Annotated in this window: 13 protein-coding genes; 3 read left to right on the top strand and 10 right to left on the bottom strand. The window is 69.7% G+C overall.

The genetic code is table 11. The annotated features are described in order from the left end of the window. The first annotated feature begins 25 nt into the window (after window positions 1-25). Window positions 26-1093 carry an MBL fold metallo-hydrolase gene (locus OG876_RS35135; RefSeq protein ID WP_328521006.1) on the top strand — a complete coding sequence of 356 codons (1068 nt, stop codon included), beginning with the start codon at window positions 26-28 and terminating at the stop codon, window positions 1091-1093. A gap of 195 nt (window positions 1094-1288) precedes the next feature. After that, complete coding sequence (locus OG876_RS35130; protein ID WP_328521005.1) at window positions 1289-2392, top strand: hypothetical protein; 1104 nt, start codon at window positions 1289-1291, stop codon at window positions 2390-2392. 8 nt (window positions 2393-2400) lie between these two features. Here OG876_RS35130 and OG876_RS35125 read toward each other — a convergent pair whose 3' ends face one another. Genes OG876_RS35125 through OG876_RS35115 form a run of 3 tightly spaced genes read right to left on the bottom strand, consistent with a single transcriptional unit; the run spans window position 2401 to window position 5744 of the window. Beyond that, entirely contained in the window at window positions 2401-4011 is a 1611-nt protein-coding gene (locus OG876_RS35125; protein ID WP_328521004.1) for a RecQ family ATP-dependent DNA helicase, read from the bottom strand. A gap of 14 nt (window positions 4012-4025) precedes the next feature. Beyond that, window positions 4026-4691: a DNA-3-methyladenine glycosylase family protein gene (locus OG876_RS35120; protein ID WP_328521003.1), complete on the bottom strand. Its 666-nt coding sequence runs from the start codon at window positions 4689-4691 to the stop codon at window positions 4026-4028. Between the two features lie 18 nt (window positions 4692-4709). Beyond that, a complete protein-coding gene (locus OG876_RS35115; protein WP_328521002.1) occupies window positions 4710-5744 on the bottom strand; it encodes a phosphotransferase enzyme family protein in 1035 nt (344 codons plus the stop codon). A 23-nt stretch (window positions 5745-5767) separates the two neighbouring features. On the opposite strand from OG876_RS35115, the gene OG876_RS35110 reads away from it, so the two are divergent. Next, a complete protein-coding gene (locus OG876_RS35110) occupies window positions 5768-6085 on the top strand; it encodes a hypothetical protein (RefSeq protein WP_328521001.1) in 318 nt (105 codons plus the stop codon). Window positions 6086-6087: 2 nt separating this feature from the next. On the opposite strand, the gene OG876_RS35105 is transcribed toward OG876_RS35110, so the two are convergent. The 7 genes from OG876_RS35105 to OG876_RS35075 all read right to left on the bottom strand — a co-directional run bounded on the left by OG876_RS35105 (window position 6088) and on the right by OG876_RS35075 (window position 12961). Continuing rightward, the gene (locus tag OG876_RS35105) at window positions 6088-6378 is read right to left on the bottom strand and encodes a hypothetical protein (protein WP_328521000.1); all 291 of its coding nucleotides are present in this window, start codon (window positions 6376-6378) and stop codon (window positions 6088-6090) included. Window positions 6379-6385: 7 nt separating this feature from the next. After that, the gene (locus tag OG876_RS35100; protein ID WP_328520999.1) at window positions 6386-7063 is read right to left on the bottom strand and encodes a VOC family protein; all 678 of its coding nucleotides are present in this window, start codon (window positions 7061-7063) and stop codon (window positions 6386-6388) included. Window positions 7064-7096: 33 nt separating this feature from the next. After that, the gene (locus tag OG876_RS35095; protein ID WP_328520998.1) at window positions 7097-7822 is read right to left on the bottom strand and encodes an ABC transporter permease; all 726 of its coding nucleotides are present in this window, start codon (window positions 7820-7822) and stop codon (window positions 7097-7099) included. Further along, a complete protein-coding gene (locus OG876_RS35090) occupies window positions 7819-8778 on the bottom strand; it encodes an ABC transporter ATP-binding protein (protein ID WP_328520997.1) in 960 nt (319 codons plus the stop codon). The genes OG876_RS35095 and OG876_RS35090 overlap by 4 nt, the downstream gene beginning before the upstream one ends. A 57-nt stretch (window positions 8779-8835) precedes the next feature. After that, window positions 8836-9603, bottom strand: coding sequence for an SDR family NAD(P)-dependent oxidoreductase (locus OG876_RS35085; protein ID WP_328520996.1), 768 nt, complete (start codon window positions 9601-9603; stop codon window positions 8836-8838). Window positions 9604-9682: 79 nt separating this feature from the next. Beyond that, on the bottom strand, window positions 9683-12430 hold the full coding sequence (locus tag OG876_RS35080; protein WP_328520995.1) for a helix-turn-helix transcriptional regulator: 2748 nt from the start codon (window positions 12428-12430) through the stop codon (window positions 9683-9685). Between the two features lie 159 nt (window positions 12431-12589). Further along, the gene (locus OG876_RS35075; RefSeq protein WP_328520994.1) at window positions 12590-12961 is read right to left on the bottom strand and encodes a VOC family protein; all 372 of its coding nucleotides are present in this window, start codon (window positions 12959-12961) and stop codon (window positions 12590-12592) included. Window positions 12962-12963 lie beyond the last annotated feature (2 nt).

The raw sequence follows: 12963 nt of genomic DNA, 5'->3' as shown, positions 1-12963 counted from the left end.
CGTCGTACCCCAGGAAAGGTCCGCCATGTCATCCAGTTCGACCACGAATCGCCGCTCGTTCCTCGCCCGTGGCGCGGCGATCGCCTCCGTTCCGGCGCTGGCCACGGTTGCCGGGGGAGTCCTCGCCGAGCCGGCCGCTGCCGCTGCCGACGACACGTTGCCCGACTACGCGCCGATACCGCCGTCCGCCCTCGGTCCGGCCGTCAATGCGCAGGGCTACTTCGTCGGGCGGTTGGAGAAGAACCTGTACTGGGTCACCGACGGCACCTACCAGGCCGCCTTCCTGACCACCAAGGACGGGGTGGTGCTGTTCGACGCACCCCCGAGCATCGGACACAACCTGCAACGCGCGATCGACGAGATCGCGTCCGCCAACGGGGTGTCCAACAAGGTGACGCACATCGTCTACTCGCACCATCACGCCGACCACCTCGGTGCATCCTCCTTGTTCGGCCGTCACGTGGTCCGCGTCGGCCACGTCGAGACGAAGCGGTTGCTTGCCCGGGACAACGATCCGGCGCGGCCCGTACCCGACGTGACCTTCGAGACCCGTCGCACGCTGCGCGTCGGCGGGGAGCGGATCGACCTGGCCTGGCACGGCACCAACCACACGCCCGACAACATCTACATCCACCTGCCGGCCCACGACACGCTGATGCTGGTCGACATCAACCTGCCCGGCTGGGTGCCGTTCGCCAGCTTCAACATCAACGAGGACGTCCCCGGGTCCATCGCGGCCCCCGCGAAGGCCTTGTCCTACCCGTGGAAGCACTTCATCGGCGGCCACATGGGCCGGACGGGCACCCGGCAGGACATGGTCGTCTACCAGCAGTACGTCGCCGACCTCATCGACGGCGTGAAGAAGGCGCTGGTCGCGGTCGATCCGACCCCGTTCTTCACCAAGTACGGCAACAACACCTGGGCCGCGGTCAAGACCTACCAGGACGCGCAGGCCGACTACGCGGCCGCGCCGGTGATCAAGAAGTACACCGGCGTGCTGGCCGCCGCCGACGTCTACACCGCCAGCACCGCGTTCCTCATCCTCGAATCAGTCCGCCTCGACAGCGGTGTCGGCTCACAGGTCCACCCGTGACGCTCGGCGGATCCTCCGCACTCGGCCCGAGGCATGTGCACCGGGCCGAGTGCTGCGCTCTGCATCGCGCACAGCGCGCCTAGAACCGCGCACAGTACGCCTAGGATCGCGTCGAGGGTCGCGCCTAGGCTCGTTCTACGAAAGGCCCCGACCTCACCGGCTCTGGGCACCGTCAGCCAACGGCGTGAGGGATGTATGACCGTCGACATCGTGTTCTGGAGCGTGGTGACGGCACGCTTCGCGCTGCCGTTGTTGATCCCGAAGTATCCGCTGCCCGGGGTCGTCGCCTGCCTGGTGCTCGATGCGGCCGACCAGACGATCTTCCAGGCGTTCGGTTTCAACCCGCCGTTCTACCAGAGCTACGACAAGGCGATGGACGTGTTCTATTTGTCCGTCGCGTACACGGCGAGCCTGCGGAACTGGACGAACATGTCGGCGTTCGGCATCAACCGGTTCCTGTTCTTGTACCGGCAGATTGGTGCGGTGGCGTTCGAGCTGAGCGGCCTGCGGTGGCTGTTGCTGGTGTTCCCGAACACGTTCGAGTACTTCTTCATCGCCTACGAAACGGTCCGCACCCGGTGGAACCCGCTGCGTTACGGGTTCAAGTTCTGGGTGAAGGTGGCCGCGGCGATCTGGATCTTCATCAAGCTGCCGCAGGAGTACTGGCTGCACATCGCGGAGCTCGACGTGACCGACACGATCAGAGACGTGCCCTGGTTCGGTCCGGCGCTCGCCGCCGCCATCATCGTCCTGATTCTGATCCTGGTGTTCGTCGTGCGCCCCCGGCTGCCGCAGGCCGACTGGTCCCTACGGCTCGCGGCCGATCCGCTGCCGGCCGCGATCGCCGACGCGAGCCGGCGCGCCGCGTGGCAGGCCAAGCACCGGAAGGTCTTCGACGAGGCGGCGCTGGAGAAGATCCTCCTGATCGGGCTGATCAGCGTGATCTACGGACGGGTCCTGCCCGGGGTCGAGGCGAGCAGCCTGCAGATCTTCCTCGGCGTCGCCGTGTTCGCGATCATCAATGCCGCGCTCGGGCTGTGGGCGGCGAAGCGCGGCCACTCGTGGCAGTCGGCCGGGGTCTCGTTCCTGGTCGTCTTCGTGACCAACGTCGTCCTGGTCGGAGTCGCGGCCCTGCTGCTGAGCCGGGGCGAAGGCGGCCTGCGGCTGGTCGACACGCTGTTCTTCGTCTTCCTGTTCAGCATCCTGACCATGCTGTACGACCGCTACCGTCCGATCCACGACTACCGCGTCGAGGCGGCGAGAGCCGAAGCCGCGGCCCGAGCATCCACGGCGCGATGACCCGTCGATCAGGATTCGGGTTCGAGTAGGTGGTTGTGGGTCATGAAGGCGGTGCGGAGTTCCTTGTAGCCGACGCGGTCGAAGAGGACGGTCATCGTAGTGCCGTCGTAGTGTTCGACCAGGCCGGGTCCGAAGGTGGGGTGTCTGACGCGGCTGCCGACGGGGAAGGGCTGGTCGGGAGGTGGTGCGGCGGTGCGGCCGGCCAGGTCGTTGTCGCAGTTGCCGCACGGGCCGTCGTACTGCTCGCCGAAATAGCTGAGCAGCCACTCGCGGCGGCACCCGCCGTACTCCGCGTACGCCGCCATCATCTCGACCCGGGAGCGGGCGACCTCGCGGCGATCGTGCTCGACGGCCGAGGCGGCGGCGACCGCCTGGTCGACGGTGGTGCGGGCGGCCAGGTGGAATTGGTGGCCGATGGCAACCACCCGGGCGTCGGTCAACCGGCCGAGCGCGCGTTCGACCCGGGCCGGACTGAGCCGGGTCGTCGTGGCGAGCTCCTCGACGTCGGTCGGACGGTGTTCCTTGATCGCGGTGGCGACGGCTTCGAGGTCCTCGTCTGTCACCCCGCCGGAGGCGAAGAACCGGTTGAGCCCGAGGTTGGCGTGGCGGAAGAACAGCTCGATGTCGGCCGGCTCGCCGTCGCGGCCCGCGCGCCCGATCTCCTGGTAGTACGCGTCGATCGAGCCCGGGGCCTCGGCGTGACTGACCCAGCGGATGTCCGACTTGTCGATGCCCATCCCGAAGGCGATGGTCGCGACCACGACCCGGTACCGGTCGGCGAGGAAACCGTCCTGGACCTCACGACGTTGCCGCGCCGACAGGCCGGCGTGGTACGCCTGCGCGGACACACCGGCGATCTGGAGCTCTGCGGCGAGGTCTTCGGCGTGGTGGTGGGTTGCGACGTACACGATGCCTGGTCCGCGGGAGGAGCGGACGTGGCTGAGCAGCCGGCGGTTCTTGGTCTCCTCGTCGGCGAACGTGAACACGGCGAGATTGAGGTTCGGCCGGTCGAATCCGCCGACCACCACCGCCGGGCTGCGCAGCTCCAGCCGGTGGACGATCTCCTTGCGCACCGGTGGCGCGGCGGTCGCGGTCAGCGCGAGGGTCGGTGGCCGCCCCATAGCGCGGATGGCAGCCGCGAGCCGCAGGTAGTCGGGGCGGAAGTCCTGGCCCCACTCGCTCACCAGGTGAGCCTCGTCGACAGCCACCAGCCGGGGCCGGGACGCCGCGAGCAGGTCGAGTACGTCGGAATGCGTGAGCTGCTCCGGCGACATGAGCACGAAGCCGGGACGATTGTTCGCCAGCAGGTCGTGAGCCGCCCGGCGACCGGCGTGGTCACTGGCGTTCAGTTCCGCGACCTCGACGCCTGCGGGGTGTTCGGACAAGGCCCGCAACTGGTCCCGTTGGAGAGCCACCAAGGGGCTCACCACGATCGTCACTCCACCGAGCGCCAGTCCGGCGAGCTGGTAGATCGCGGTCTTGCCGGTCCCGGTGGCGAGGACGGCGAGCGTGTCCTGTCCCGCCAGGACCGCCTGGACGGATTCCTCCTGTCCCGGGCGCAGCGTGTCGAATCCGAGCCGCTCGCGAGCGAGCTCGGCGATGTCGGAGGAGCCCAGCACCCGCCCATCATGCCTCAGGACTGCCGGGCCGTCTCCGCCCATTGCCACAGGTAGAGGCACGCGAGTGTGCGGTACGGGCGCCAGGGTTCGGCGATGCGCTCCAGCTCCGCGGGCGCGGGCAGGCCCGGAAGCTTGTACGCCCTTTCGACCATCCGGCGGATCTCCAGGTCGCCGACGGCCAGGACGTCCGGCCGCCGCAGGTGGAAGATCAGGAAGATGTCGGCGGTCCAGCGGCCGATGCCCTTGACCGCGATCAGCTGCGCGGCCACCTCGTCGTCGGACAGCTCGTGCAGGTGGTCGAGCTCGAGCTCACCGGAGCTGACGTGCTCGGCGAGCGAGCGGAGCGAGGCCGTCTTGGCCCTCGACAGCCCGACCGAGGTGCGCAGTTCGTCGGGATCGTCGGCCAGGATCTCCTGCGGCGTCGGCGGCGTCCCGCCGAAGCGATCCCGCAGACGCTGGAAGATGGCGCGCGACGCGAGGTTCGAGATGTTCTGGCTGACGATCGCGCGCAGGAGTACGGCGAAGTGCTCACTCGGAAGGTTCGGGTCGGGCGTCAGTGCTGGGTCCGGCTCGACGGTCAGCGGCCCGCCGTTGGCCCGCACGACATCATCGATGATCGAGCCGAGCACCGGATCCGCCTGCCGCAGGTGCCGCTCCGGCGCTTCCGTGGTCCGCCGCATCACCCCAGTATCCACGCCTCACCGGACACGGTCACGGAGTACCGCCTCGACCTCGTCGAGCTGTGCCAGCATGATGAGCGCCGCCTCGTGCCGGGCTCGGCCATAGGCCTCGAGCGATGCATCGACGGCGCCCGGGTTGTCGAGCGGCTCAGTGAGTGGGTAGGTCGAGGCCAGCGTGTAGGCGCAGCCGACGGCGAGGGTGGCGATGAGGTCGTCCGTTCGGGCCGCGGGGTGCTCCTCGCGATACGCCAGGAGAAGCTCTGGCAGCCCGGTCATCCACTGATCCCCGAGGACGATCGTCCTGGGATCGCAGCCGATCCGCGCGATCTCCCACGCCACGGAGCGTGAGGTCGGCGGCTGGAAGTCGATCACGGCCGCGACCGCATCACCACGCAGCAGCAGATTCGGGCCGGCCAGGTCGCCGTGCACGATCTGTTGGGTCAGCTCGGGGAGACGCTCGAGGATGCCGCCGACGCGATCCAGCAACGACCGCTTCTCCCGGGCGGCCTCCAGCGCGAACACCTCGAAGGAGCTCAGCCCGCTGCGCCGCCCGTACTCGCTGATCAGCCGGTCCAGGAGATCCCGCGACCGCTCGACATCGCGGACTCCGCCCGCGCCGACCCGAGCCGGTGCCGCCGCCGGATGACTCGCGAGCCGCCGGTGCAGCCGACCAAGCACGGCCCCGACAGCCCGCCACCGCGCTCCGGTCAGTCCGCCCTCGGCGGTCTCGGCGTCCGCGACGTACTCCCACACCGACATCGCCGGCGACCCGTTGTCCGCAATCAGCTCGCCCGCGCAAGTACGCCGTACGCCGGGAACCGGGACACCTCCCGCCCGCGCAAACTCGGCCAACTCCACGGCAGCCCGCTCGCGCTCCAGCCCGCCGCCATCCCGATAAACCTTCGCAAACCACCGCCCACCCGACTCCTCGGTGACAAGAAAGTTAGCCGTAGCCGTCCCCGCAGCAATCCGCGTGACCCTCACCGGCCGAATCCCGTAAGCAACAACAAGTCCGTCGGCAACACCATCCACCAACCGCTCGTCATCAGTCATAGGTGCCTTCCTAGGATGGGGGCATGCGAAGGACAGGCGGTCCGACGAGCTTGGAGGTCCTGCACGTCCCGGACTGCCCGAACCTGCCGACTCTCCTCGATCACCTCAGCCAGGTGACCGACCTGTCTGTGGTGACGCGCGTGGTGAGAACTGACGCAGATGCCGTGCGGTTCGGCATGACGGGCTCGCCCACGCTATTGGTCGATGGGGTCGATCCGTTTCCCGCGGGGGAGTGCGGTCTGTCCTGTCGTCTGTACCGCAACGAGTCCGGCGCCCCCGTCGCCGTACCGTCGATCCAGCAACTCCGCGCCGCGATCAGCCCGCCGGGCTCGGTCGGCTGAGGTCACGGGAGGTGGCGGTTGATTCGGCGGAGGATCGGGCCGATCAGCGGTCGTTGGTGCCAGCCCCGGGCGATCACGCCGTCGCGTAGCCGGCGTACACCGGTCCGGACCGTCGTGCCCCAGGTCGGCCTGAGCTCGTCCTGACGCTGACCGGCGCGCTGCTTGATGTCGACGGCGCAGGCACCGCAGATCCCGACCTCCGGATGAGCGCCCAACCGCACCAACTCGCGCTCGTCGTACTCCCTGTCGCAACACCAACATCTCGTCGGCGCCGGCTCCTCTGCACTGGTCACGCACCCATCATGTGCCTGGGTCCTCGAGGAACGTGAGGCGGTTGCCGTCGGGGTCCTGGGTGGCGGGGCGGCTGTCGGTTGTGAGGAGGGCGAGGTGGTTGACGGAAGTGGTTGCTGGGGGCAAGGATTTGTGGAGTTTGACGGCGTCGGCGCCGAGGCGGAACGTGGCGGTGCCCGGGGAGTCGTCCGGGACGGGCTGCATGCCGAGGTGGGTGCCGTAGAACTCGGTGGCCGCGTCCAGGTCCGGTGCGAACAGTGCGATGTGGGACAGGCGGCGTACGGGACCTGAGGCGATGGGTGGGATGCGGAACTCCTCCGAGCGTTGCAGGAGTTCGATGCGTACGCCGTTCGGGTCGGCGAGGAAGGCGAGTCGGCCCTGGCCGCTGCTCGCTGTCCTGGGGGACGAGAGTTCGGCGTACCCCAGGGCGATCAGGCGGGCGTAGTCCGCGTCCAGGTCGTCGGTCATGAAGCCGACGTGGTTCAGCCCGTAGGTGGCGTCCGGATCGGGCTCCTCGTTGTGCAGCAACTCCACCAGCCCGGTCGCGAGCTGAATGTGCACCCGGTGGACGCGACTACCGGTCATGAACAACCGGTCGACCACCTCCGCGCCGAGCCCGGTGTAGAACGCCAGGCTGGCGTCGAGATCCTGGACCCGACCGCCGACGTGGTTCAGCTCATAGATCACCGGATCACGATAGCAAGCGCTTACCGACGAGGGTCAGGATCGCGTGTTGGTGATCAGGGTTTCGCGGTCGAAGGCTTTGGCGGCGGTCTTCCAGCCGAGCACGTTGAGGAGGATCAGGACCGCCGCGGCGGTGACCGCGAGCCTGGGGGAGGGCTGGATGACGTTGAGGGCGATCAGGGTGGTCAGCGCGACCGTCGGGAGGCTCGCGAGCGTCGCGAACTGCTGGGCCACGCGGACGTCGCTCGAGCGGGTGGAGATGACGATCGCGAGCCAGATGGACCAGCCGGCCAGGAGCGGCGTGAACAGGAGCTGGGCGACCAGATCCGAAGGCCGGATGAGGGCTGACGCGACGCCGTCGGCCGCGAAGAGTGCGACGGCGAGCAAGAACAGGCCGTAGACCGCATAGGCGATCGCGACGGCCGGCAGGAAGGTGGCCAGTGCTTTGCCGAGCAGCAACTCGTCGGCGCGGATGGGGGTCGTCAGCACTGGCTCGAGGGTGCCTTGCTGGCGCTCGCCCACCACCGAGTACGCCGCGATCAGCGACGGGACGAGGGCCGGGATGCCGAGCATGTAGAGCAGCACATGCTCCTGCGCGAGAGGTGCCGAGGCGGCAGGCTGCAGCGCGAAGATGCTGACCAGCGGCTGGACGCTGAAGACGAGTGGGATGATCGCCATCCCGGCGGTGATGGATCGGTTGCGTCGGAACTCACGCACCTCCTTGGTGAAGACGGCTCGCACCCGCCGCGCGCTGAGGCTCATGATCTGTTCTCCACCGTCTCGAGGTAGACGTCCTCGAGTGAGTGGTGCGACTCGCCGATCGACAGTACGTCGGCGCCGTCGGCAACGAGCGCCCGTGTCACGGACGGCGCCGCGGCGGCCGGATCGGAGACGGCGAGGACATAGGCGGCAGGGCCGTCCGGATGCCAACCCTCAACACCTGGCAGGCCTTCGAAGACGCGCCGCGGGTCGGCGAGCGGCGCCGCGATCCTGATCCTCAGCGTCTTGGCGAACAGTCTGTCGCGCAGCTCGTCAGGACGGCCGATCGTGCGCAGAGTGGTGTTCAGGATCGCGACGCGATCGCACAGGCGCTCAGCCTCTTCCAACCGGTGCGTCGTGAGGAAGATGGTCACGCCGCGCCGCCGGAGATCGTCCACGAGCGTGTGAACGTCGCGCGCAGCCACCGGGTCGAGCCCCGAGGTGGGTTCGTCGAGGAACAGCACCTCCGGATCACTCAGCAGCGCACGCGCCAGCGAGACGCGCTGCCGGAGGCCCTTGGACAGCGCGCCGCACGCGTCCCGGGCGCGGTCGGTCAAGTTGACGGCAGCCAAGGCGCGCTCGACGCGGTCGCCGGGGTGCGGCACTTCGTAGAGATCGGCGAAGCACTCGAGGTTCTCCTGCACGCTCAGCCGGAGATACAGCCCCGGTGCCTCGGGCATGATCGCGATCCGCCGGCGGATCTGTACGCCGTTGTCCGGTGTCAACGGGATCCCGGCGACCGTCGCCGTACCCGACGTCGGCGCGATCAGCGTCCCCAGCGTCCGCACCATCGTCGTCTTCCCGGCACCGTTCGGCCCGAGGAACCCGAACACCTCGCCGTACCCGATCTCGAACGAGACCCCGTCGAACGCAACCCGCTCGCCGAACCGCTTGCCCAACCCCTCGACAGCCAGGGCCGACCCATCCCGCACCGGGTCACCCACGTGCGCCGTCGCCATACTGCGATCATCCCTCGCCCGAACCTCCCACACGAGGTACGCCGACCGAGCGCGGTGTCACCAGGTCTGGTCGGTGGCTCGGAGCAGGAGTTCGTTGAGAGAGACCCGGCGGGGGCGGGTGACGATGTAGGTGATGGCGTCGGCGACGTCCTCGGGGTGGAGGGGGTCGATGCCGTCGACCTGGCGGCGGACGGCGTCGCGGAGGTCGTCGGTGAGGTGGTCGACGAGTTCGGTGTCGACGGTGCCGGGTTCGATCACGCTGACACGGACGCGTTCCTCGAGGAGTTCCTGGCGGAGGGACTCGGTGAAGCCGTTCAGGCCGAACTTGGTGAGGTTGTAGACGCTGCTGGCCGGGCGGGCGACGCGGCCGGCGGTGGAGCTGACGTTCACGATGTCGGCGACGCGGCGGGGTGACGTCGCGGCTGCGTCGATGAGGTAGGGGACCGCCGCATGGGTGACGTGGAGCAGCGCGGACACGTTCAGCGCGATCATGCGATCCCACTGGTCGGTCGTGGTGTGCAGGGCGGTGCCGAGCAACATGATGCCGGCGTTGTTGATCAGGATGTCCAGGCGGCCGAGGCGGTCGACCGTGTCCTGCACCGCACCGGACGCGACCTCCGGGTCGGTGATGTCGCCCTCCAGGACCGCGGCCCCGTGACCGTCGTCGGTCAGCTCGGCCGCGAGTTGGTCGAGGCGGTCGCGGCGGCGGGCGATGAGCGCCACCGCGGCACCTCTCGCCGCGAGGCTACGAGCCGTCGCGGCTCCGATACCGCTGCTCGCGCCCGTGACGAGCGCAACCGCCCCGGACAGGGGCGTTTCAGTCATGGCCACGCCACGAGACTCCTCCGGGCGTACGCCGGTCGCGCCAGGGAGTGTCCCTGGCCGACCGCGACCAGGGACCGGGCTAGCCGGTGGCCGCCTCGTAGTCGGTCCGCGGTAGCGCGCTCCGCAGCTGCCGGCGCGAGTTGATCGACAGCTTGTCGAAGATCTTGCGCAGGTGCCACTCGACCGTCCGCGGGCTCAGGAACAGCCGGGCTCCGACCTCCGGGTTCGACAGGCCGTCGCGCACCAAGAGGGCGATCTGCCGTTCCTGAGGGGTCAACTCGGCACCGGCCGACGACGACTCCGTCCGCTTGCGCACCTTCTCCCCCGTCGCGAGCAACTCCCGCCGCGTGCGTTCCGCGAACGCCTCCATCCCGATCGAGACGAACAAGTCGTACGCCGCTCGCAGTTCGGCCCTGGCGTCGACGCGACGACTCTGCCGGCGCAGCCATTCGCCGTACAGCAGATGGGCACGCGCCAGATCCGGCCGCAGCCGGGTGGTGCCCAGTTGCTCGATCGCCTCGCGGTAGGCGGATTCGGCGGTGGGACCTTTGCTCACCAAGCCACGGGCGCGGGCTTCGAGGCCCAACCCCCAGGGCTCGTGCGTGCCCCGGATCTGCACCTGGAGCCGCGCGAGTGCCTCGGTCGCCGCCCGCGGGTTGCCGCTCCGGACGGCGGCCTCGACCCACTCGCTGAGCGACCACGACGCCACGAAAAGCTCGGGGATGTCGTCGGCGGCCAGCCTGGCCGACATCAAGGCCTCGTCGTGGCGGCCGAGGGCGTTGAGGACAATCGATCGGGCCCAGTGCGCGTACTGCACCGCGGTGCCCTGGCCTGCGGCCGTTGCTTCGGCGATGGTGTCCTCGATCAGGGTGAACGCGTCGCTCTCACGTCCCCGCAGTGCTGCGAGCACCAAAGCGCCGTACTGCGCGACCTGAGTGCCGGTCGCCTCCCGGACCGCGTCGGCCTCCGCCTTCAGCGAGGCCGCTTCGGCGAAGTCGCCCTCCAGCGCGACGACCTGACCCAGTACGTTCACGCCGACCGCGAGTACGGCGAGGGCGCCGGCGCTCCTGGCCACCTGCACCTGCCGGGTGGCTGCTCCACCACAGGCCTCGAAGTCCCACGCAAAGGCCGCGGCGGCGGTCCCGAGCCATCCCCAGCGCAGGACCTCCTCGGTCGAGACGTCGCCTGCTGCGAACGCGCCGGCCGCCTGCTTCAGCAGCGGTAGCGCGTGGCCGCGGTCGTCGGTGAACAACAGCGCGAACCCGTCGAGGAGCAGATCGGAGCCGCGTGCCGGGGCCTCGGCCGGGGGAGCCGCCCTAGCTGCGCGCGACACCTCGCGGAGATCCGCGGTCGTCGCCATCCGGCCGGCGAACAGTGCCGCGCTCCACGCGTCGAGATAGGTGTCCCGGGCAAGCCGAACGTCAAGCGGCTCGAGCGTCCGGGCCGCGCGGAGGAGCAGCGCCGGTGCGTCGCCGCCGCGCTGAAACGCGAAGGCGGACTCCGCTCGGAGCAGGTCGACCCGCGCACGCCCGAGCTCATCCAGGTCGCCGGCCCCGGCCGTGGCCAGGAGGCCTTGGGCGGTTTCGAATGCTCCTGCCTGCAGGCTGGCCTGGGCCGCGGCCAACGCACGGTCGGTCCGGCGGGCCGGGTCACGTGTCAGGGCGACCGCACGCTGCAGGAAGGCGGCGGCAGCAGCGAATCCGCCCCGGGCCTGAGCCCGGTCGGCCGACCGCTCCAGCTCGACGGCGACATCCTCGTCCGGTCCGGCTGCCGAGGCGGCGAGGTGCCAGGCCCGGCGGTCGGGGTCGACCGTCGAGTCGGTCACGTTCGCGAGTGCGAGGTGCACAGCGCGTCGTTCCGGCGGCGTCGCCGAGCCGTAGAGGGCGGACCGGACGAGCGGATGGCGAAACGTCACCCGTTCGCCGAGCGTGAGCAGACCGTCGATCTCGGCGAAGGCGGCGGCGATTCCGAGCTCGTCGGCCGCTCGCCACACCAGCACCGGATCGCCCACCGGCTCGGCGGCCGCGACCAGCAGGAGCTGACGGGTCGGCGCCGGCAACGTGTCGGCCTGGCGCAGGAAGCTCTCCTCGATCCGGCCCGGCAACGTCTGCGTGCCCAGCAGCCCGAATCCACCGGCGAGTTGCGTCGCGGTCAGCCCGCGGGGGAGTTCGAGCAGAGCCAGCGGATTGCCGCCCGTCTCCGCCACGATTCGATCGCGGACCGGCCCGTCGAGCAGGAACCCGACCGCCGATCCCAGCAAGGCGCGGGCGTCGTCCTCCTGCAAGCCGTCGACGGCGAGCTCGGCGAGACCGTGCAACTCCTCGCGGACCTCTCGCGCCCCGAACAGAAGACCGACAGTCTCCGCGTGCACCCGCCGCGCGACGAACCCCAGCGTCTGCGCGGTCGCGGTGTCGAGCCACTGCGCGTCGTCGACGATGCACAACACCGGTCGCTCATCGGCCGCTTCGGCGATCAGACTCAGTACGGCGAGGCCGACCATGAACCGGTCCGGCGGCGGGCCCGGCTGCAGCCCGAAGACGGTCGCGAGCGCCGTGCGCTGTGGGGTCGGCAGGTGGTCGACCCGACCCAGCAGTGGTGCGCAGAGCTGGTGCAGTGCGGCGAAGGCCAGTTCCATCTCGGACTCGACGCCCGCAGCGCGCAGAATCCGCATGTCCGGCGCGGCCGCGTCTGCCGCGTGCTCCAGCAGCGCCGACTTCCCGACTCCCGCGCCGCCTTGCACGACAAGTACCCGGCTCTCACCCGTGCGAACGGCCGCCAGCGCGTCGTCGAGGAGGTCACACTCCGACCGACGCCCGAGCAGCCTCATGCTCCGCCCTCGCCCCCCAGCGATGATCCGCACGACGCACACCGGGCCAACTACGCCACACCTGTGCCGAACCCGGCCAGATTATGCCGAGCAGATCCCCTTTGACCACTGACCCGCTCGAGTTTGTCCGGCCGGCCCGGTGAACCGTGTGGCCCGCGGTCAGTTCGCGGGCTGGAACAGCTCGACGAGGTTGCCGGCGGGGTCGGCGACCAGGATCTGGCGCCCGCCTGGGCCGGTGGTGACTTCGCTGCGGAACGGAACGCCGGCGGCCCGGAGCCGGTCGATCTCGGCATCGAGGTCGGCCACGATCAAGTGAATGCGGTTTCGGCCGGGCCCGGCGGCGTCGGCCGGAGTCGCACGGGCGCCGGACGACGGTGGTCCGGACAGCAGCAGGCGCAACGGCCCGAGCGTGACGTCGGCGAAGGCCGGTGCGGGGTTGCTGCGCACGACGAACCCGAGATGGGTGGTGTAGAAGTCGATGGCAGCCGGCACGTCGTCGACTATGTAGCGAACGCTCGCGAAGGTGTCCATGG

Source organism: Kribbella sp. NBC_00359 (assembly GCF_036097425.1).
Lineage (GTDB): Bacteria > Actinomycetota > Actinomycetes > Propionibacteriales > Kribbellaceae > Kribbella.
Note: the sequence above shows the minus strand (reverse complement) of the source record. Positions and strands in the feature narration are given on the sequence as shown.